The organism is Neobacillus cucumis (assembly GCF_002860255.1).
In the GTDB taxonomy this organism is placed as follows: domain Bacteria; phylum Bacillota; class Bacilli; order Bacillales; family Cytobacillaceae; genus Neobacillus; species Neobacillus cucumis_A.
Map to the genome: position 1 here is coordinate 1 of NZ_PGVE01000040.1, position 20,969 is coordinate 20,969.

The window sequence follows — 20,969 nt, forward strand, 5'->3', positions numbered from 1 at the left end:
GAAAGTTGATTAGCTCAAAAAATTTACGTTGGCATAGTTTCTATAAGAAACTACTATTTATTGTTTGTTGACGTTTTTGTTTGTTTAGTTTTCAAAGAACAATTACCGACAGGAAACTATTATAACATTTCGTTAATCACGATGTCAAACATTATTTTGAAATATTTTTTCCGTCTGTTCAACGAGAATTAATATTATCAGATTCATTTAACCTTGTCAACACCTGATAATTATTTTTCTAATAAGAAGTTTGCCTAACTGGCATCCCCTCATCAGGATTACTATATTACTATCATATCCAAATGAAGTCAACCTCTATTAAACAATTTTTTTAAAAGAAAGCCTGATTTCTTAATCGTAATCAGGCAGTTTAACGATAAATGTACTTCCTTTTCCAAGTACACTAGTTACTTGGATCGTTCCTTTATGTGTTTCGACAATCCATTTCGCAATAGAAAGTCCTAATCCATGTCCGCCTATTTGGCGGGAGCGAGATTTATCAGTCCGATAAAAGCGCTCAAAAATTTTGTGATAATCCTCTTTCTTAATCCCAATACCTGTATCTTGAACCATTATTCTTACTTCACGCCCTTCTTTTAATAGGTTGAGTTTTACTTCCCCACCGTCAGGCGTATATTTTATAGCATTGTCTAAAAGTATATAAATAAGCTGCGATAATCTCTGAGGATCTCCTATGACTGTAAAAATATCAGTAGAATTTAACCCCAACTGAATCTGTTTGGATGCAGCAATCGGGTGTAATGACTCGATTGCTTTTTCAGCAAGGGGCCTTAAATCAAATTCCTCCTTTTTAAGCTCAATGGTATTCGAATCTGAACGAGCGAGAGTTAAAAGGTCGCTGACTAGGTTCGTCATCCGCTTGACCTCCTCTCTCATATTTGCAAGTAACTTACTAGCCATCTCATCCTTTTGAGTATCAATAGTCATATCCATCGCGTCAACAGACGATAGCAAGACACTTAGAGGTGTCCGCAATTCATGGGATGCATCCCCAACAAATTCCCGCTGCCTTTTAAAAGCTGATTTAATCGGAACCATCGCACGTTTAGACATACGTAAACTAATAAATACAGCAACTCCCACAAAAACAAATCCCAATACGATGAGAATAACCAAAACCCAGTGAAATAACCGATAAGCAAATGAGACGTCTTTACCTATATAAATTTGCCCTATGTATTGACCTTTATAATAAACCCCATGGCTGGCTATCATCATATGGATATCTTGATTTTGATCGGGCGCCCGGAATCCCCCTCTACCTTTTCTTAATTTCTCATCCATCCTGATAACTTCATTTTGAACATCTTGATCATTGGACATATGTTTGTATACAAAAGAAAGTAATTCCGGGCGTAAGCGGGGATTGGCTTCACTGCCCATCACTACTTCCCTGTTAGAATTGATGACATAGTAAAAGGATTGATCTACACCAGCAAAAATGACTTCTTGATTTTGAATGCCTCTAAGGTCACTTTGGTTATTCTTGCCTAACAAGGTCTCAATGTAACCAGCTTCTTGCGAGACTAAGTTCCGCAATTCCCTTTCCTGTGTATTTAAAATGACAAAATAAATGACTGTATAAACAATTATGATAAAAAGAAAGAGAAAAAGCATGAGAAGCCCGCTAAAATTTCGTGTCAGCCGATTTTGTGTATGATTAAAAACATCTGTGTCGAAACGATTAAAAAGAAAGTTACTTTTCAAATTTATACCCCACCCCTCTAATGCTTTGGAGCTTATCTTGTTTATTTATTATAGATAGTTTTTTACGGATTAATTTCACAGTTGCATCGATCGTCTTCAACGTCACATCCGTTTCAAGCCCCCAGACGCGTTCATAAATCAACTCCCGCGGCAGGACTTGTCCCTTATTTTGAACTAGCAGATCTAATAGTTGAAATTCACGGGGACTAAACTGGATTTCAGCATCCTCGAACCTGACCATATGGCTCGCCCGATTAAAGACCAATCCGGCTATCTCCGCTTCTTCTTCTACAATAGGAGCAAAATTCCGACGAGAAAGTGCCCGCAGTCTAGCCATTAGCTCATCAAATTCAAATGGTTTAACAAGGTAATCATCTGCGCCAGAATCAAGACCTTGGATTCGGTCTTGAACAGTGTCTTTAGCCGTTAACATCAGGATAGCCCCTGCATACCCTTGTTTGCGTAGCCGTTTGCAGACATCAACACCATCTCCATTTGGCATCATCCAATCCATAATAATGACATCGTAATGGGCGGTTGTTGCATAATAAAGGGCATCTTCCCCTTCCTTCACCCATTCAACATTGCAATTACCTTTCTTTTTTAACATATAAACTATTAAATCACCAAGACGATGATCATCTTCTGCTAATAACACATTCATCTATAGTAGCTCCTTCACCCATTTATATCTTTATATTCTATTAAGCAAGCCTTAAGTTTCCCTTAAAGATAAAAGAAGCACCCAGGCTGAAAGTTGGTGTGCTTCTCTCAAAAAAGCACCGTCCAGTTTTTTGGAGGTGCTTTCGCATGGAATTATGCAATTTCTCTTTCCATTTTTAACTTCTTCCTTTTTCTTTCTGCAGCAAGTACAAGTACCTTTGAAGAAAGATAGATACCTGATCCTGTTAAGAAAATCATTGCGATTGCCGTTAGATCAATTAACCATTTAATATTAGTCGTTCCAATTCTTCCTTCGTGCAGTCCTTTAATGATTCCCATTAAAGAGCCTGATTGGGCGCCTTTTTCACCAAAATTCATACCATTTTGGCCACCTGGACCTTGCAACTGTCCATTCGAATTACTTTGGGTATTACTGCCGGTTTGTCCATTAGTATTGCCGCTTGATTGGGTTGACGAACCCGTCTGAGCTTTAGTTTGACCATTTGCTAGTTGGTTCGATCCTTGTGTTTGATTTGTTGTTTGATTTGAACTTGTGTTCGTTCCTTGTTGTTGTCCCGGCATCATTCCTTGCTGAAAATTACCCCGTTGTTCTGTTTGCGACTGACCAATCAGCCAGGGCTCATTCATTAGCAGCCCTGTAATAGATTCCATAAGAATGAATATTGAACATATTAATCCAATCCATAAGTGTGCTTTCCTTGTTTGTTTCATAAAAATTCTCCTTTTTTTATAGATTTTTGTCATTTATGATTAGTTACCAGATTTCCCGCTTTGAGCTCCTTGTCCTCCGCTTGGAGGCATTCCTCCACCTTGCATGCCGCTCATACCACCCATTCCTTGCATCATTCTGCCTTGCCGATACGTTGATGTACTACTTGAAGATAACTGTGGAAGCTGGACAATTTCTCCTTCGGTTACCCCTTCAGTGATTTCTATATATTCATCTGTAGAAATACCTGTTTTGACAGATTTCTGCTGACCTGCTGCTTCTGTAGAGCTATCAGAGCTTGTACCTGATGAAGCAACAATTACATATTTTTCATTATTGTTTGTATAGATGGCATCTGCAGGAACATATAATGCATCCGTCTTACTTGCTGTTAAGATAGCAGCTTCCGTGCTCATACCAACTTTTAGATTGGTTGGCTTATCAATATGAATAGTTACAGCAAAGGTGGATGAACCATTTGTCGATGTCCCTTCTTCTGCAACATCCGTTACTTTCCCTGTATACGTCACATCTGGGTAGGCACTAACGGTTAAATTGACCGTTTGATTCACTTTCACTTTAGGAATATCTAATTCATCTACCTGAACGACTGTTTGTAAATCCTCGTAATTGGTAAGGTGGGCCACAACCATACCTTTTGTAATTCTATCGCCTGAGGCAACTGATACGGTTGTGATGGTTCCATCCGCTGGTGCCGTAATTGGGTCGCTGTCATCAGTAAAGGTTACTAATTCATCCCCCTTGCTAACTTTGTCACCTGCAGCTACTAAAACCTCATCAATTTCGTTATTATCATCGGTTGCTTTTATATCCTCGGTCGTTACGGGTTCAACTGTCCCCGAACCGCTAATGGTTACTTCTAGCTTCCCTTTTTGTACAGTAGCCGTTCGAACCTGTGTAGTGTCGCTTGTACTAGCAGCACTACTTTTCGAATGAAACCATTGGTAGCCGACATACCCTACAACTAGCAAACTAATCAGTATCCAAATCCACTTTTTCATTTATCTAGACTCCTTTGATCATGGAGCAGTCCGGACACGCCCCAAAGTATTTTTTTATTCATGAGCCTATTATCGTGGGCCTCCCTTAACTTATCCTTAATAAAAATAAAAAAAGAACCTGACACCAAAAAGTAACTTCTTTGGCGTCAGGTCCGTTCTCGTAAGTATTAAGTTGTATTTTAAAAATAATTGTAAAGATAAGGAGATTATCTTATTAATTAACGATTATCAATTTTTTCTGGGTAGAGGTCGTGGTTCATAAGGCGGTAGGCTGCCATTTCTTCATATTTGGTCCCTGGTTTTCCATAGTTGCACCATGGGTCAATGGAAATTCCTCCGCGCGGGGTAAATTTACCCCAAACTTCAATATAGCGTGGGTCAAGTAGTTTAATGAGGTCATTCATGATAATATTCACACAATCTTCGTGGAAATCACCATGATTTCTGAAACTAAATAGGTATAACTTCAAAGATTTGCTCTCAACAATTTTTTTATCCGGAACATAAGAAATGTACATAGTAGCAAAATCCGGCTGCCGTGTCAGCGGACACAAGCTAGTAAATTCTGGGCAATTGAATTTGACGAAATAATCACGCTCTGGATGCAGATTGTCAACTGCCTCCAAAACTTCAGGTGCATATTCAAATGAATAGGTAGTTCCTTGATTACCTAATAGTGTTAAATCCTTTAATCCTTCTTCGTGGCTGCGGCCAGACATAAAAAAACCCCCTGTAAAAAATGTGTCCCCACACGTTTAAGAGAGTTCAGCTGAACAATCAATGTTCTATGCAAACTAAAGGGATAAAAACAAAAAGCCATGTCCTATATGGACATGGCAGAAAGTCATGTATCCATAGTTTTTTATAGAGGGTATCAGCTATGAACCTCTCCCGTTCAAGTACGGGTATTCTCTTCTCTATATAATAGAGAAAGGGCAGCTAAACGTCAAACAGAAAATATAGGTAAAACGATTCCCTCCGAAAACCTATTTCAATTTATCATTTAACACATTATCATCTAGAACTGAAAGATCACCGTATACTCTAGTGATATGATTAGCCCCCCAAGCACAAAGAGAATCTAAAATACCTTGCAGGCTCTTGCCATATTTACTGAGCTCATACTCTACCTTTGGCGGAATCTGATTATATACGATTCGGTTAATAATGCCGTCATCCTCTAATTCCCGTAATTGTTGAGTCAACATCTTTTGTGTAATATCCGGCATCAACCGTTTTAGTTCACTGGTTCGTTTCTTGCCATGTGTTAAATGGCATAGAATCACACATTTCCACTTTCCCCCAATTACTTCTAAAGTAGCTTCAACCGATATATTATATTTCTTTTCCTTCATTATCTAATCCTCCGTTTTATAGGAACCAAAAAGTACCTACCGCACTTTTTAGTGCCTATATTACTTTAAAGTACGTACTTTTCCTTTATCTCTATATATTCCATAATAACATTTGCCGGTTGAAATATCTCATTTTGATTCTTTTTATAGTTTTGCTTGATGCAATTCATTCATACAATAGAACCATTTTTAGGAGGAGAGAAAACAAATGACTATAGATCAAAAAAGAAGTACCTTCGCTCTTTTGGCACTAGCCGTTAGTGCCTTCGCTATTGGAACAACTGAATTTATTAGTGTAGGGCTCCTGCCGCTCATCGCACAAGATTTACAAATATCCGTTACCACAGCCGGCTTAACCGTATCTTTATATGCTTTAGGAGTAACATTTGGGGCGCCGATTCTAACATCCCTTACCTCTAGGATGTCACGTAAATCCCTGCTGCTTTGGATTATGATTATTTTTATCATCGGGAATGGGTTGGCTGCCAGCGCAACAAGCATTGGCGTATTACTAACTGCCCGTGTCATCTCTGCCTTTTCACACGGTGTCTTTATGTCTATTGGTTCAACAATTGCTGCTGAGTTAGTACATGAAAACCGAAGAGCTAGTGCGATCTCCATTATGTTTTCAGGGCTAACGGTCGCAACCGTTACAGGTGTCCCTTTTGGTACCTTCATCGGGCAGCAATTTGGCTGGAGGATGGCTTTTGTCATCATTATCGCAGTCGGTGTGATTGCTTTTTTTGCTAACAGCATCCTTGTTCCGTCTGATTTACGCAAGGGAGTTCAGACTACGTTTCGCGACCAATTCAAATTGGTAACGAACGGACGGTTATTACTTCTATTTATTATTACTGCACTAGGTTATGGAGGAACATTCGTGGTGTTTACGTACCTGTCCCCCATCTTGCAGGATATAACAGGATTTAAGGAAGGCACGGTTGCCGTGATCTTGCTTGTTTATGGTGTCGCAATTGCCATCGGGAACATGGTTGGAGGAAAGCTATCCAATAAAAATCCTATCAAGGCACTATTTTATATGTTTATCTTACAAGCATTTGTGCTATTTCTCTTGCAGTTCACTGCACCGTATAAGACTGCTGGATTAATAACCATTTTCTTCATGGGATTATTGGCTTTTATGAATGTTCCTGGATTGCAAGTATACGTCGTCATGTTAGCAGAACGGTTTGTTCCTACTGCAGTGGATGTCGCATCCGCTATCAATATTGCCGCATTTAATGCTGGAATTGCATTAGGATCATACTTAGGCGGAGTCATTACCGATTCGATCGGACTTATCCATACTTCTTGGATAGGAGCCATAATGGTTTTTGGAGCTGTTATTCTTACCGGATGGAGCCGGAGACTTGAAAGGAATGATCGTAAGGAAGACGGTAATACGATCGTAAAAGTTATTTAAATAACCATATCTTTTTAAATTTAATTATTTATAGGATCGGGTTGGAACAACAACCCCTTCCTCTCTATAAAAAATTAATAATTTGGAGGATCATTAAAATGATTAACAACTTACAATCCACAACTACACTTAGCAATGGAGTAAAAATGCCTAGGTTTGGGCTTGGGGTATTCAAAGTAGAAGAAGGACCTGAACTTGTCAATGCCGTTAAATTTGCCATTAAGTATGGCTACCGCAGTATTGATACAGCCTCTATTTATGGAAACGAAGAAGGTGTCGGACAAGCAATCCGCGAAGGAATAGGTGAAGCAGGTATTTCAAGAGAAGACCTTTTTGTGACATCCAAGGTCTGGAATAGTGACTTAGGCTATGAATCTACGATTGAAGCCTATGAAACAAGCTTAAAGAAGCTTGGTTTAGACTATTTGGATTTATATCTTATTCATTGGCCTGTGGAAGGAAAATATAAAGAAGCTTGGCGGGCGTTGGAAACACTTTATAAAGAAGGCAGAGTAAAGGCCATTGGCGTAAGTAACTTCCACGTCCATCATCTTGAGGATTTAATGAAAGATGCTGAAATCAAGCCCATGATCAATCAGGTAGAATACCATCCGCGTTTAACGCAAAAAGAAGTTCATACTTTTTGTCAGGAACACGGGATCCAGTTGGAAGCTTGGTCACCATTAATGCAAGGTCAGCTATTAGATCAGCCGGTTATCCAAGAAATCGGACAAAAGTATATGAAGTCTGCAGCACAAGTAATTTTGCGCTGGGACCTTCAAAACGGCGTTATCACCATTCCAAAATCAACGAAGGAACATCGCATCATCGAAAATGCTTCCATCTTTGACTTCGAACTAACTAATGACGAAATGGAACAATTAAACAATCTGAACCAAAACCTGCGCGTAGGCCCAGACCCAGACAACTTCGACTTCTAAACAACACAAAAGGGTTAGTAATGGTGCCTGTCACCATTACTAACCCTTTCAACTTGTTAATACAATTAACGGTGCCTGTCACCCTAAGTCAGGTTTTAGAATATTTTCCCTGGGTTTAGGATGTTTTTGGGGTCGAGGTTGTTTTTGATTATTTTCATGATTGGGATTAGGTCTCCGTGTTCTTCTTCAAGGAAGGCTTTTTTGCCAAGTCCGATTCCGTGTTCCCCCGTGCAGGTTCCTCCCTTGGATAAAGCATAAGAAACAATCTGATGATGGACATTTTCGACTACTTCCAACTCTTCTTCACTTTTCGGGTCCATTGGCAAGCATGCATGATAGTTTCCATCGCCAACATGACCTAATACAGCTCCTTCTAGGCCATATTTCTCTATTACTTCCCTTGTCTGCTTCAAGGCATTTGCCAGTTCTGATAACGGGACGCAGACATCGGTAAACATTAATACTTTTCCTGGATTAGCGGCCTGAATGGCAAATGCGGCATGGTGCCTTGCCTCCCATAGTTGCGCCCTTCGTAACGAGTCATTTTCAAATTCAAAAGAAACACATTGCTCATCCTTTAAAATCTCCTGCATCACTTCTACACTATATGTAACTTCTGGTTCATTTCCGCTAAACTCTAAGAAAAGAGTAGGCTCCTCCCTGTAATTCGTACTCTTAAACTTATTAACTGCTTGAATCGTTTTCTCATCAACTAACTCTATTTTTCCGATTGCTAGACCTGCTTTTAAGAGAATAGATGCTGCATTCCCTGCAGCCTCAATAGAAGGAAAAGTTGCTTTGACTGCAGATGTAGCTTCTGCAATCCCTCTCAGCTTCAAAGTAATCTCCGTAAATATCCCTAGTGTCCCTTCTGAACCTATAAATAACCCCAATAAATTGTAGCCCGCCGAAGATTTAAAGGAATTCCCTCCCGCTCGAACAATGGATCCGTCTGCTAAAACCACTTCTAAGCCCAGCACCTGATCACGCATCACTCCATATTTCACACTGTTAGTACCGCTGGCATTTGTGGCTGCCATACCACCGATTGAGGCATCCGCACCTGGATCTGTCGGGAAAAACAAGCCATGTTTTTTCAAAGCTTGATTAAGCTGAGTTCTGGTTACCCCTGGCTGTACGGTCACTTGAAAGTCATCAGGCCGTACCGACAAGATTTGATTCATGAGACTAAAGTTAAGACTGATACCTCCATGAACCGGAATAATATGTCCTTCTAAGCTTGTCCCCGCCCCGTAGGGAACGAGGGGAATAGAATGCTCACTGGCAAATTGTACAATCCTCCCTACCTCTTCTTTCGTTTTAGGAAACACTACTGCATCTGGGTTGAATGGAGTATGGTATGCCTCCCCCTTGCTATGCTGTTCTAAAATGGTTTCATTAATCGTAACCCGCTCACTATCCCCAATAATAGCAAACAACTCATCATAAAGATTCATCCTGCATCCCTCCATAACAATGACAATGAAGCTAGTAATCTATCTTAATAACCATTTTAATCTTCAGGAAAGCTAATTTATAGATAATATTTAAAATTTTCACTCATTTCCAAGAATCAACAGCTCTTAAAATAAAAGATTCTCGAGAAATAGTCTTTCTTGATGAGTGGCAGGGTTAAACCAATCTTCAACAACTCATCTCCATAAAAGACTCTGTCATCATCATGTTGTTTGTATTTCATCTCCGGATTCAGTCCCCGTAACTTCATTCGTAAAAAAGGCGGATTCGGTGTGGCTAAAATTTTATAGTAAAAAACAACTGCTTGACCTTGGTTGTCATCCACATACATCCACGCCGTATCCATCCCTTCAAAGGGAGCTATCAGCCGGTACAAATTTCCGAATTGAACAATGTCCTTGATTTGTTGGTAAAACTGAATTTCCTGACGGACGAGCTCTTTTTCTTCCCTGCTTAGTTTATCAATATTTAATTCAAATCCGAGATTCGCCGCCATGGCAACATGGCACCGCATCTTTATCGGCGTCACCCTTCCTGCCTGATGATTTGGTACATCTGATACGTGGGCCCCCATCGTGACGGCGGGGAAAACTAGACTTGTTCCATATTGTATTTTCAGCCTTTCAACTGCATCCGTATCATCACTTGTCCAGGTTTGCGGCATATAATACAGCATTCCCAGATCAAAGCGGCCGCCCCCTCCTGAACAGCTTTCAAACAAAATTTCTGGGAACCGGGATGTTAAGACTTCTAAAATCCGATACAACCCTAGCATATAGCGATGGGCAGTCTCCAGCTGTCTTTCTGGAGGCAAGGCAGCAGACCCTGCCTCTGTCATATTCCGATTCATATCCCATTTCACATAGGAAATCGAGGCACTTTGAAAAAGAGAGGTGAGCGTATCAATCAGCCATTCACACACCTCTTCTCTGCTTAAATCTAAGACAAGCTGATTCCTCGAAAGTGTCCGACTCCTCCCAGGCACATGAAGACACCAGTCAGGATGTCTGCGGTACAACTCACTGTCAGGAGAAATCATTTCTGGCTCAACCCACAAGCCAAAATTCATTCCCTTACCATTCAAATAGCCGGCTAATCCTTGTAAACCATGTGGCAGTTTTTTTCTATTGACAAACCAATCTCCAAGCGAACTTTTATCATTGTCACGGTGTCCAAACCACCCATCATCCAATACAAACATCTCAATTCCAAGACCCTTTGCTGCGTTAGCAATTTCCTTTAATTTATTTTCGGTAAACTGAAAATACGTTGCCTCCCAATTATTGATAAGAATAGGCCGTGTTTGATCACGATAGACACCCCGGCAAACTCTATTTCTGATCATTTTATGAAAAGTTCTCGACATTCCGCCCATACCCTCCGGTGAAAAAACCATCAGCGCTTCCGGTGTTTGAAAAATCTCCCTCGGCTTTAATCGCCATGAAAAATTAAATGGATTAATCCCTACACTGACTCGGCTTGTCTCAAATGGATCGACCTCAATGGAGGCCTGAAAATTTCCGCTGTAAATTAAACTAATTCCATAAACATCACCCCTTTCCTCCGTTGCCCCTTTTGATAATAAGGCAAAAAAGGGATTTTGCTGGTGGCTGCTTGCTCCCCTTGAGGAAGAAATGGCTTGAACGCCGTGAGTCAGTGGCCTTCGTTCAATATGCCTCTCCCGTGCCCATGTTCCTTGAAGATGAAGCCAGTCCCAAGTTGAATTATGGAAATCCACCGACATACTCATACATTTAAGTATATCGACCTCTTTGCTGCCTAAGTTTTCAAACGTGACTGATCTCGTGATCACATCAAAATCACGATAAATCGTGTAATATAAGTTCAATCCAATGCCCAGAATAGAATCTACCAATGTAATTACAAGCGTGTCTGCCTCTTCGTCCTCCTCCACATAAGCCATCGGCAGTCCCTGTAAAAAGGGTTTTCCTCTAATAATTTCATAAGAATCATAGACAAATTCCGTAACTGTTGACCCATCAGGACTCTGAAGCTGATAAGCTGGCGTTCGAAAATCTCCGTTGCCATAGGCGGGATATTCCTGTGGAAGAGTATCAAGAGAAAATTGGGGGTCAGCCGGTTCGTTCGCAGGTGAAAAAGCTCTGCCTTTGAATGGTAGTATATTGGAAGGCTGCAGTACATGAACCCTCCTTCCCCAATATAAATGGGCCACATATTTACCATGGACAAGTTGAATCATATAAGTGATTTTTCCATTATATAAATGAAACAGCTGATGCTTTTCATTAAATTCAATCGGCATTTTTACCCACTCCTAAAAGACATTTACTTTACTATATTCGGCTAGAAGTGGAAAATGGTGTCAAGCCATACATAAAAATTGAAATTTTGTAGATGATAGATAATAGTAAATTTTAGAAATGATTATAGGATGTGCAGTGATGGAGCATTTAAATCATCTTCTTGAACACTTTGGATATTTGGGAATTATTTTTGCTTTGATTGGCGGAATTATTGGTCTGCCAATTCCGGATGAAGTTCTTCTCACCTATGTAGGGTATAATGTTTTTGCAGGTAAGTTAGCGTACTTGCCGTCACTCTTATGCGCCTACTTTGGGGCAAGCAGCGGGATTACATTGAGCTTTATATTAGGAATTGCACTTGGCGCACCGTTTTTACATAAGTTTGGTCCCAAGCTGCATATCAGCGAGGCTAAAATAGACCGTACGAGAAAATTATTCAATAAATTTGGGCCGTTCCTTTTGGTCATTGGTTTTTTTATTCCTGGAGTCCGGCATATTACTGCCTATCTCGCAGGTATAAATAATTATTCCTATAAAAAGTTCGCCTTGTTCGCCTATCTTGGAGCACTGCTTTGGTGCTTTACCTTTATCACCCTAGGACGTATCCTCGGAAGCAACTGGGGTTATGTTGCAACTTATTTTTCAAGGTATAGTGTTTATGCAATTATCTTTTTCTTAGTAGGGATTTTTATTTTCTATACCTATAAGAAAAAAAGAAAGGTCCTAAAAAATGCTTCTTATGATTGAAAAAAGAGATGCTCTTAACTACAGAGCATCTCTTTTTGTTACCAGCCTCGGCTTGCACCGCCGCCGCCAGAAGAACCGCCGCCGCCGCGGGTTCCTCCTCCGCCTCTTCCGCCGCCTCGTGATAGAATGGATAGAAGAAAATAGGTCAAGGTGCCTCCAAAAAATTTAAAGTCTAAAACTACCACCACAAGGATAATGATGATGAGAAGCCAGGATGGAATTCCTATCCCCTCATCCTTGGGTGCTGTTTTTTGGCTGTCATCGCCGCCGTTATATTCGGCAAGGACCTCATTGGCAAGTGCCGTATAAGTTTCCGTAACGGCCTGGTTCGGCTGGTTATTTTTCAAATAAGGAATAGCATATTGATCTAAGATTCGGCCGGCTTTAGCATCTGGAATTCTTCCCTCGAGACCGTAACCTACCTCAATCCTGATTTTGTGTTCCTTCATAGCTAAAACTAGGAGAACGCCATTGTCCTCTTTCTTACTGCCAATTCCATATTGGCGGAATGCCTCATTTGCATATTCTTCTATGGGTTGGTCGCCAATAGTTTGAACGGTCAACACAGCCACCTGGGCGGTTGTTCGATCTTCAAGGTTCTTGCCTAAATTGATGAGTTCTGCTTTTTCTGTTTCATTTAGGACATGGGCAAAATCTTGGACATAAATATCCCCTACTGGAGCAGGTGTTTGGACATCCTCAGCAAGTGCACTGGCTGCACACAGAAATAACATGGTAAATACCAACAGAAAGCTGAAGATCCTTTTCGTATTCATTACCCGTTGCCTCCAAAGTCAACTTTTGGAGCTTCTTGGGCCTTAGGGTCTGCTTTAAAATATTCCTTCGCATCAAATCCGCCGATTCCTGCAATAATGGAACCTGGGAATCTTTTCACTTTTTTATTAAATTCTGCTACTTTTTCATTATAATCCTTTCGTGCAACCGCAATTCTGTTTTCTGTTCCAGCCAGTTCATCCATTAGCTGGGTAAATTGCTGATCTGCCTTCAGGTTAGGATAATTTTCAACGACGACAAGCAAGCGGCTTAGCGCGCCAGATAATTGATCGTTAGCGGTTGCTTCTTCTTCGGGGGTTTTTGCTCCAGCAAGCCGTGCACGTGCATTTGAGATGGAGGCAATAACTTCTTTTTCGTGAGCCGCATAGCCTTTTACGGTACTCACCAAGTTTGGAATTAAATCCAGCCTTCGTTGAAGTTGATTTTCGATTTGAGCATGAGATTGATTTACGTCTTCTTCTAGATTGACAAAGCTGTTATAGCTGGACATGAACATAAGGCCCAATATGACAATGACACCGACCACAATCCCTATTCCTAGCCAACCTTTTTTCAATCTAATCACGTCCTTTCTCATCTATAGTATATATCACATGGTGAATAAGTTCCCTTTTTAAGACATAATAAAACTTAGAGGAAAATCCATTAATTAAACGTTTTGGTTATTTGGGGTGAGAGGTTAATTAAACGTTTGATTGGTTTTTTATTTTGACCAGAAATGGCTGATTTATTAAGACTTAACTATGTTTGATTCTTTTTATTGCTGAATTAATTAATCGTTTGATTAATTTTTTGCATTATTGTTGTCTGATTGGTCACCCTGGCGAATAGGCTTAATATTGCCAACCACGAATTTTTGAAACCTTTTGAGATAATTATCGTATATATTTGTATCCCTACAAAGTTTGTACTACAAATAAAAACTTATATAGATAGGAGATTTAAATTGGGCTTATACATTTTACAATTTGGACAATATGCTTTTGAGGCTTATTACTGGCTGATCTTAATATCAATTTTTGGTTCTTGGTTCCCTCAATTCCACTCTTCAAGGATCGGAATATGGATTTCAAAGCTCGTGGAACCTTATTTAGGCTTCTTCAGGCGGTTCATTCCTCCGCTTGGTCCTATTGATGTTTCACCAATTGTCGCTTTATTTGTTTTTAGATATGTGTCCGGATTTGCTTTAGAAGGACTCCGTCAGTCATTGAATGTTATTGGGGTATAAGTGATTCTTACCTCTAATGAAAAAAGAACCCAACAAAGGAGCACTATTTAAACAAAGGCTCCCTTATTGGGTTCTTCCCTCTTCACTAGAAACTAACTGTGCCTTACTAATTAAACGTTTGATTAGTTCATCTCTTACAGTTCTATAGTATATTGCTGATCATTTGCACCATTTTTTGTAAAAACTCTTTCTACATATTGAAGTTTCGTCTCTGACATTAACATCACGGTCGAGCTCCTCGTTCCGTAATGCTGGCTTTCTATAAACAATGGCGATAACATTCGTTCCCATTCTAATGAAACTCCCGTACTGGGAAGATCCTGATCTGGGGCAGGGTCCGCATTTTGCAGCAGCGAGAAAAGCTCATCGATCATACCGGCTGAGTTTTCATTTATTATATGTAACAATCCTTCCTTTCCTTTTCTCACCTTCGGCCAGCTGCTATTTAATAAATGGTTACTGACCCCATAGATCCCAGGTTCCAACTTTTCCAGTCTTTGACCGACATTTGAATAATAATATAACTCGCGACTATCTCCAGCCAATAGATTATACCCTGGATATAAGTGATTATTGGCGGCAAGGTTGATCATATATTCTTCTATACCCCCTCTATATTTCAGGGCATCTGCGACCAATTCTCCTCTTGAATGTTTTCCTTCTGTTATCTCTTTTGGATTTCTGTAGTTAGTCAACGCCGCGAACCGGCCTAAGGTTGTAACCCCCATCCAAGTTCCCATTTTTTCTAAATCCCGTCCTGCCAAGATTTCAGGGTGTTCCTTCCAAAAGTGAGCAGGAGCAGTTGGGCGTTGATAAAATTCATCACGATTAGCAGCAACAATAAGCTTATACTCCTTATGAACACCATAAGCAAACAGAATCAAACACATACCCCTCACACCCTTTTTAAAAAAATACACTAATACTAAATAGACTTCCCATTTCATAATTCTCCACATTCTCAACAAAAACCTTTTACAAGTCCTATAGTGCCTGTCACCATTATTACGCTCATTGAGGTAATATTGGTGACAGGCACCGCTTGAATGGTGAAAGGACCGAATGATTTTTGGGGTTTGGAGGAAAATAAGCTTGTTTGAAGGATGAAAAGGAGGTTGTTTTATGTCTGAGTTAGAGCCAATTGAATATGAGACGGGTACTGCAATTCGCGATTATGACATTATCCAAATTAATCAAACGGAGTATGGTTACGAGGTTTTACTTGATGTGAATTTAGACAGTGGCTACTCTTTAGCGAGAACAAAATTAGAAATTACTCACGAGGATTTACAAGGCTATGAAACCAATGCAGTAGAAGAAGGCATAAAATATGCATTAGGTTTTTTCCCAGAAGAAAAACTTTAAATCCAAATAAAAATATCCCCAACCTTCATACATAAAGAATGGGGATATTTTTCACTTTAAATCACTAAACGAATTTGGTTTCCAGCAGGGTCGCTAGTAACGAAGTAATTTCCTTCCTCTTTCAAAGGGGCACCAAATTGCTTCAACTGATTCATAACCTTTTCTCTTGCATTTTCATTAGGGAAAACAAGCGAATACCAATTTAAACCAACGCTATTTTTTGGTGGAGTAGGGGCTCCTGCTCCCTGCCAAGTATTGATAGCCACATGATGGTGATATCCGCCAGTTGAAAGAAATACCGCCTGTGGATAATAACTCACAACATCAAAACCGAGTCCCTTTGTGTAAAAGTCCTTTGCTTTTTCTAAGTTGCCTACATGAAGATGGATATGACCCATGATCGTTCCGGAAGGGAGACCCTTCCATTCCGCATTACTTACTGCTAGAATTCCTTCTGCATCCACCTGTTCGGTCGCCATTTCAACTAAACCATTATTCCATTTCCATTCACTAGAAGGACGATCACGATACACCTCAATCCCATTTCCATCTGGATCATTCAGGTACAGTGCCTCACTTACATAATGATCTCCCGCTCCAAGTGGATAACCTGTTTCAACAATGTGCCGTAAAAAGACTCCTAAGTCAGCACGTGAAGGAAGTAAAATCGCAAAATGATACAATCCTGACATACGGTCTTGCTTAGGGATTACATCCACTGGTTCTTCAAGGGTTAATAGCGTTTTTTTTCCATCGGCCGTTAACTTAGCCTTGCGTTCACTTTTCTCCAACACCTGGAGTCCAATGATATTTTGATAGAACGTTACTGAATAATCGAGATTTTTAACCTTAATATTAACTTCACCAACATATATATTTGGCTCCTGATGAAACTTATCCACTTTCATCCCCACCCTTTTTGTTAATCTTACATTATTATTCATTATCATTTCCGTTTCTAATCTGTTTCCATTCTATTTCATATAGACAAAATCTGAAATCGACACCTTTAGTGTACCTCTTATTTATCTTGAATTCAAGTATTTTAATTTTGAACTATTTATCAAAAACTAAAATTACACATAGTCTTTACACTCTCTTAACACCCCCTTTAGAAAAAATCCATTATCCACAAATACAATATAGTAAACAAACAATTGGAGGGATTGGATGAAGGTAACAGTTGCTGGGGCAGGGTATGTAGGGTTGGTTACTAGTGCTTGTTTAGCAGAATTAGGGCATCAGGTGACATGCATTGATGTTCAAAAGGAAAAAATTGATATGCTTCAATCTGGTCATTCTCCTATCTATGAACCAGGGTTAGAAGTCCTTTTGGAAAAAAATCTGCGTAAAAAGCAGCTTCATTTTACCACGAATCCTCAAGACGCCTATTCAGAAACTGATATCATATTTATTGCAGTTGGAACTCCCGAAAAAGAAGACGGCTCAGCAGATCTGAAATACATACATGTGACTGCCCATACTATTGCTAATTATATTGAGCAGGATGTCATTGTCTGTACGAAAAGCACTGTTCCTGTTGGTACAAACGAGATCATTCAACACATTATTGATAGCAGGAAACCTCCTAATCTCAAAGCAGTAGTAGTCGCCAATCCCGAATTTCTAAGTGAGGGCTCAGCCATTATAGACTTTTTCCATGGTGATCGCATTGTAATTGGCACCAACGATCCAAAGGCGGCTGCTGAAATGGAGCACTTATACCTTCCATTGCAAATCCCGATTTTTAAAACAGACATCAGAAGTGCAGAAATGATTAAATATGCTTCAGATGCCTTTTTAGCTACAAAAATTAGTTTTATTAATGAAATGACCTTCATTTGCGAAAACGTCGGAGCCAACATAGAGGAAGTTGCGTATGGGATCGGTCAGGACAAACGGATCGGCCCTCATTTTCCCAAGGCAGGGATTGGCTTTAGCAGCTCTTGTTTTCCTAAAGATACAACAAGGAAAGTTATATGGAGAGGGGAAAAGAATTATGATGAGAATTATTGATGCATTTTACGGACTGGAATGCCGTGTATTTCAAAAAGTAAACCGGCATTATGATAAAAAGTTTTTAAATCTTTTTTTCCGAATCATTACACAGTTTGGAGGAGCTGACATTACCATCGCTGTTTCCTTTCTCCTTATAGTTATCTTATCAGGTGAGCCGAAGTTAACCGCCATCTCAAGCGGGCTTGCATTATCCGCAAGCCATATCCCTGTCCATATCATAAAGCAGCTTTTTCCTAGAAAAAGACCTTATTTAATATTAGAAAGTACAAAGTTTCCAGCTAATCCATTACAAGATCATTCATTCCCATCAGGTCATACTACAGCGATCTTTTCCATTGTTACCCCCTATATCTTATACATTCCACAACTGGCAATTATCCTCATTCCTTTAGGGATTGGTGTAGGGATATCTAGAATTTATCTAGGGCTTCATTATCCCTCGGATATCCTTGCAGGGGGAATTCTTGGTTCACTTACGGGGGTCATTTGTTTTTGCCTATTATGTCTGTAGGCAGCTCATTTTAGGAGGGATGATATGAGGATTGCCATTTTCACAGATACTTTTTATCCTGACATCAATGGTGTAGCCCAAACATTAAAACGCCTAACTACCTTTTTAGAGGCTCAAAACATTACATTTAAAGTATTTGCACCAGACTCTTCTACAGAGGATTTGGTTTCTGGCCCTATTCACCGCTCTAAGAGCCTTTCCTTTTTTTTGTACCCAGAATGCCGTTTAGCTCTTCCCAACCTATTTCAGATGAAATCAGAAATTCAAGAATTTAAGCCTGATTTAATTCATGTGGCTACCCCGTTTAACATTGGCCTTTGCGGTGTTTATTTTTCAAAAAAACTTAATATCCCGCTAGTTGGCTCCTATCATACTAATTTTGATCATTATCTGCAGTACTATCATCTCCCCTTTCTATCAAAATTACATTGGAACTACATGCATTGGTTCCATCGAACATGTAAAAAGATTTTCGTCCCCTCCCCTGCAACATATCAACTATTAAAACAGCATGGTTTTACCAATCTTGAGCTTTGGCCAAGAGGAGTGGATTGCCAGCTTTATCATCCTTATTATGATAAGCAATCTGTAAAGGAGCGTTACTGTAAGCCCGATTCTTACCTCCTTACCTATGTAGGCCGCTTAGCTCCCGAGAAGGATTTATCTACACTCCTAGCTGCAGCAAAATCACTCCCATCAGACATCAATCAAAAAATTCATTGGTTAATTATTGGCGATGGCCCTTTGCGAGAAGAACTAGAAAGTCAAGCGCCACCGAATATGACATTTACCGGATACTTAGGCGGCGAGCGTTTGGCAGAGGTATATGCCGCTTCAGACTTATTTGTTTTCCCTTCTTCCTCCGAAACCTTTGGGAATGTAGTATTGGAATCGCTCGCTTGTGGAACACCCGTGATAGGTGCAAAAGCAGGTGGTGTACAGCATCTTATTAAGGCAGGGGTAACCGGACTTTTGTGTAATCCCGGAAAGGTAGAGGAGATTTCGAAAGCTATTCTTTACCTCCTATCAAATAATCGATTACGAGAACAAATGGGAAGATCAGGACGACAATATGCGCTTGCCCAAAACTGGGAGCATATTTTGCATAACCTCCTTTGCCAATATAAAGACGTCATCCATGAGCGTGAAATACAAAAATACGCTTAAATAAGTGATAAAGTGAATAATGGTGTCAGGCACCACACGAAGTGTGGTGCCTGACACCATTTTTTAGGCTTCTACTATATTAGGCTGGTTGTACGTCTCTTCGTCGAATTCACCTGTTGCTTTGCTTGTGAGGACACCTGCTGTCATTGCTCCACTGACGTTTAAGGCCGTACGTCCCATGTCAATGAGCGGCTCGACTGAGATGAGGAGCCCGACGATGGCTATAGGCAGATTCATAACTGATAAGACAATTAAGGCTGCGAACGTGGCTCCTCCTCCTACACCAGCAACGCCCAATGAGCTAATAGCTACCACAAGAATAAGAGTCACTATAAAAGATAGGCTTGTTGGATCAATCCCTGCACTAGGTGCAACCATCACCGCTAACATGGCTGGATAAATTCCTGCACACCCATTTTGGCCAATTGATAACCCAAATGAACCGGCAAAATTCGCAATTCCCTCCGAAACACCAAGGTCTTTGGTTTGTGTTTTGATTGTCATTGGCAAGGTTCCTGCACTTGTTCGTGAAGTGAAAGCAAAGGTTAAAGTTGGAAGTCCCTTCTTCACATATCTGAACGGATTCAGTTTTGCTAGAAATAAAAGAATTATATGCACCACGAACATGATGATAAGAGCCACATAAGAAGCTATGACAAACTTCCCAAGTTTCACAATCGCTTCATAATCACTTGTTGCTGCCACTTTTGTGATAATGGCAAGAATTCCATACGGAGTTAAGCGAAGGATGAGTGTGACAACCCTCATAGTAATGGAATATAAGGTATCTATAATCTTTGCGAAAAACTCGGCAGGCCCAGGGTCCTTTCGTTTCACCCCAAGGTAGGCAATCCCGATAAAAGCCGCAAAGATAACAACTGCAATGGTAGATGTTGCTCTTGCCCCTGTTAAATCTTGAAATGGATTACTTGGAATTAACTCAGTGATTTGCTGCGGCAGGGTCATCTTTTCAATTCCTGCAGCCCTTTCCGCTAATTGATCATTTCGTGCTTTTTCAGCATCACCCGCGGTAAGGTGCACGCCATCAAGACCGAAACCCAAAGCAGAGCCAATTCCAATCGCTGCTGAAACAGCTGTTGTCCCTAGTAAGATCCCAATGACCAGAAAACTGATTTTCCCTAAATTTTTGGTTAGTTTGAGTTTTGTGAACGCACCAATAATGGAAATGAAGACAAGCGGCATAACCACCATCTGAAGCAGTTTTATATAACCGATACCGACAATATTAAACCAATCAATGGATTTTGTAGTCACATCATGTGTAGTTCCATATATCAAATGAATAAGAAAACCGAAAATAATACCTAAAGCTAAGGCTGTAAAAACTCGTTTTGAAAAGGAAACATGCTTTTTCTGCATCACAAATAAACCATACATAAGCAAAAGTAAAACAGCGATATTAACAATAATTAGAAAAGTATTCATCGTATTCCTCCCCTGTTTCCTTATAGAAAAAATCCAACTTTCCTATCAGTCAACTCGGAATTACACCC

21 protein-coding genes and 1 riboswitch are annotated in these 20,969 nt (G+C 40.1%); of the genes, 8 read left to right on the forward strand and 13 right to left on the reverse strand.

Annotated features, from left to right (window positions below):
• Positions 1–351: 351 nt before the first annotated feature.
• The 6 genes from CVD27_RS09265 to CVD27_RS09290 form a co-directional block, all read right to left on the reverse strand.
• On the reverse strand, positions 352–1,728 hold the full coding sequence (locus tag CVD27_RS09265) for a sensor histidine kinase (RefSeq protein ID WP_257984308.1): 1,377 nt from the start codon (positions 1,726–1,728) through the stop codon (positions 352–354).
• A complete protein-coding gene (locus tag CVD27_RS09270) occupies positions 1,718–2,392 on the reverse strand; it encodes a response regulator transcription factor (RefSeq protein ID WP_101647621.1) in 675 nt (224 codons plus the stop codon). The genes CVD27_RS09265 and CVD27_RS09270 overlap by 11 nt, the downstream gene beginning before the upstream one ends.
• 152 nt (positions 2,393–2,544) lie before the next feature.
• Positions 2,545–3,123, reverse strand: a complete 579-nt coding sequence (locus CVD27_RS09275; protein ID WP_101647622.1) for a PepSY-associated TM helix domain-containing protein — start codon at positions 3,121–3,123, stop codon at positions 2,545–2,547.
• A 39-nt stretch (positions 3,124–3,162) separates the two neighbouring features.
• Entirely contained in the window at positions 3,163–4,143 is a 981-nt protein-coding gene (locus CVD27_RS09280) for an efflux RND transporter periplasmic adaptor subunit (protein ID WP_101647623.1), read from the reverse strand.
• A gap of 218 nt (positions 4,144–4,361) precedes the next feature.
• On the reverse strand, positions 4,362–4,862 hold the full coding sequence (queF, locus tag CVD27_RS09285; protein ID WP_101647624.1) for a preQ(1) synthase: 501 nt from the start codon (positions 4,860–4,862) through the stop codon (positions 4,362–4,364).
• A 129-nt stretch (positions 4,863–4,991) separates the two neighbouring features.
• Positions 4,992–5,038, reverse strand: a riboswitch (PreQ1 riboswitch).
• A gap of 91 nt (positions 5,039–5,129) precedes the next feature.
• Positions 5,130–5,498, reverse strand: coding sequence for a winged helix-turn-helix transcriptional regulator (locus tag CVD27_RS09290; RefSeq protein ID WP_101647625.1), 369 nt, complete (start codon positions 5,496–5,498; stop codon positions 5,130–5,132).
• Between the two features lie 208 nt (positions 5,499–5,706).
• Here CVD27_RS09290 and CVD27_RS09295 point away from each other — a divergent pair, with 208 nt between their 5' ends.
• Positions 5,707–6,921 carry an MFS transporter gene (locus CVD27_RS09295; RefSeq protein WP_101647626.1) on the forward strand — a complete coding sequence of 405 codons (1,215 nt, stop codon included), beginning with the start codon at positions 5,707–5,709 and terminating at the stop codon, positions 6,919–6,921.
• Positions 6,922–7,019: 98 nt separating this feature from the next.
• Positions 7,020–7,862: an aldo/keto reductase gene (locus tag CVD27_RS09300; protein ID WP_101647627.1), complete on the forward strand. Its 843-nt coding sequence runs from the start codon at positions 7,020–7,022 to the stop codon at positions 7,860–7,862.
• 95 nt (positions 7,863–7,957) lie between these two features.
• On the opposite strand, the gene CVD27_RS09305 is transcribed toward CVD27_RS09300, so the two are convergent.
• A complete protein-coding gene (locus CVD27_RS09305) occupies positions 7,958–9,319 on the reverse strand; it encodes an FAD-binding oxidoreductase (protein WP_101647628.1) in 1,362 nt (453 codons plus the stop codon).
• A 116-nt stretch (positions 9,320–9,435) separates the two neighbouring features.
• Entirely contained in the window at positions 9,436–11,622 is a 2,187-nt protein-coding gene (locus CVD27_RS09310) for an alpha-galactosidase (protein ID WP_101647629.1), read from the reverse strand.
• Between the two features lie 139 nt (positions 11,623–11,761).
• Here CVD27_RS09310 and CVD27_RS09315 point away from each other — a divergent pair, with 139 nt between their 5' ends.
• Positions 11,762–12,370, forward strand: a complete 609-nt coding sequence (locus CVD27_RS09315; protein ID WP_180960210.1) for a DedA family protein — start codon at positions 11,762–11,764, stop codon at positions 12,368–12,370.
• A 38-nt stretch (positions 12,371–12,408) separates the two neighbouring features.
• Here the strand turns inward: CVD27_RS09315 and CVD27_RS09320 are convergent, their stop codons facing one another.
• Positions 12,409–13,146, reverse strand: coding sequence for a TPM domain-containing protein (locus CVD27_RS09320; protein WP_101647631.1), 738 nt, complete (start codon positions 13,144–13,146; stop codon positions 12,409–12,411).
• Positions 13,146–13,661: a LemA family protein gene (locus CVD27_RS09325; protein WP_374703060.1), complete on the reverse strand. Its 516-nt coding sequence runs from the start codon at positions 13,659–13,661 to the stop codon at positions 13,146–13,148. The genes CVD27_RS09320 and CVD27_RS09325 overlap by 1 nt, the downstream gene beginning before the upstream one ends.
• Before the next feature lie 450 nt (positions 13,662–14,111).
• Here CVD27_RS09325 and CVD27_RS09330 point away from each other — a divergent pair, with 450 nt between their 5' ends.
• Complete coding sequence (locus CVD27_RS09330; RefSeq protein WP_101647633.1) at positions 14,112–14,393, forward strand: YggT family protein; 282 nt, start codon at positions 14,112–14,114, stop codon at positions 14,391–14,393.
• Positions 14,394–14,527: 134 nt separating this feature from the next.
• Here CVD27_RS09330 and CVD27_RS09335 read toward each other — a convergent pair whose 3' ends face one another.
• A complete protein-coding gene (locus CVD27_RS09335) occupies positions 14,528–15,283 on the reverse strand; it encodes an NRDE family protein (RefSeq protein ID WP_101647740.1) in 756 nt (251 codons plus the stop codon).
• A 232-nt stretch (positions 15,284–15,515) separates the two neighbouring features.
• Between CVD27_RS09335 and CVD27_RS09340 the strand changes: the two genes are divergently transcribed.
• Entirely contained in the window at positions 15,516–15,758 is a 243-nt protein-coding gene (locus tag CVD27_RS09340) for a hypothetical protein (protein ID WP_101647634.1), read from the forward strand.
• 56 nt (positions 15,759–15,814) lie between these two features.
• Here CVD27_RS09340 and CVD27_RS09345 read toward each other — a convergent pair whose 3' ends face one another.
• Positions 15,815–16,660: a VOC family protein gene (locus CVD27_RS09345; protein ID WP_257984309.1), complete on the reverse strand. Its 846-nt coding sequence runs from the start codon at positions 16,658–16,660 to the stop codon at positions 15,815–15,817.
• 268 nt (positions 16,661–16,928) lie between these two features.
• Between CVD27_RS09345 and CVD27_RS09350 the strand changes: the two genes are divergently transcribed.
• Genes CVD27_RS09350 through CVD27_RS09360 form a run of 3 tightly spaced genes read left to right on the forward strand, consistent with a single transcriptional unit; the run spans position 16,929 to position 19,455 of the window.
• Entirely contained in the window at positions 16,929–17,774 is an 846-nt protein-coding gene (locus CVD27_RS09350; protein WP_308301793.1) for a UDP-glucose dehydrogenase family protein, read from the forward strand.
• Positions 17,758–18,288, forward strand: coding sequence for a phosphatase PAP2 family protein (locus CVD27_RS09355; protein ID WP_142384083.1), 531 nt, complete (start codon positions 17,758–17,760; stop codon positions 18,286–18,288). The genes CVD27_RS09350 and CVD27_RS09355 overlap by 17 nt, the downstream gene beginning before the upstream one ends.
• A gap of 24 nt (positions 18,289–18,312) precedes the next feature.
• The gene (locus CVD27_RS09360; protein ID WP_101647636.1) at positions 18,313–19,455 is read left to right on the forward strand and encodes a glycosyltransferase family 4 protein; all 1,143 of its coding nucleotides are present in this window, start codon (positions 18,313–18,315) and stop codon (positions 19,453–19,455) included.
• 63 nt (positions 19,456–19,518) lie between these two features.
• Here the strand turns inward: CVD27_RS09360 and CVD27_RS09365 are convergent, their stop codons facing one another.
• Complete coding sequence (locus CVD27_RS09365; protein WP_101647637.1) at positions 19,519–20,901, reverse strand: L-cystine transporter; 1,383 nt, start codon at positions 20,899–20,901, stop codon at positions 19,519–19,521.
• Between the last annotated feature and the right edge of the window lie 68 nt (positions 20,902–20,969).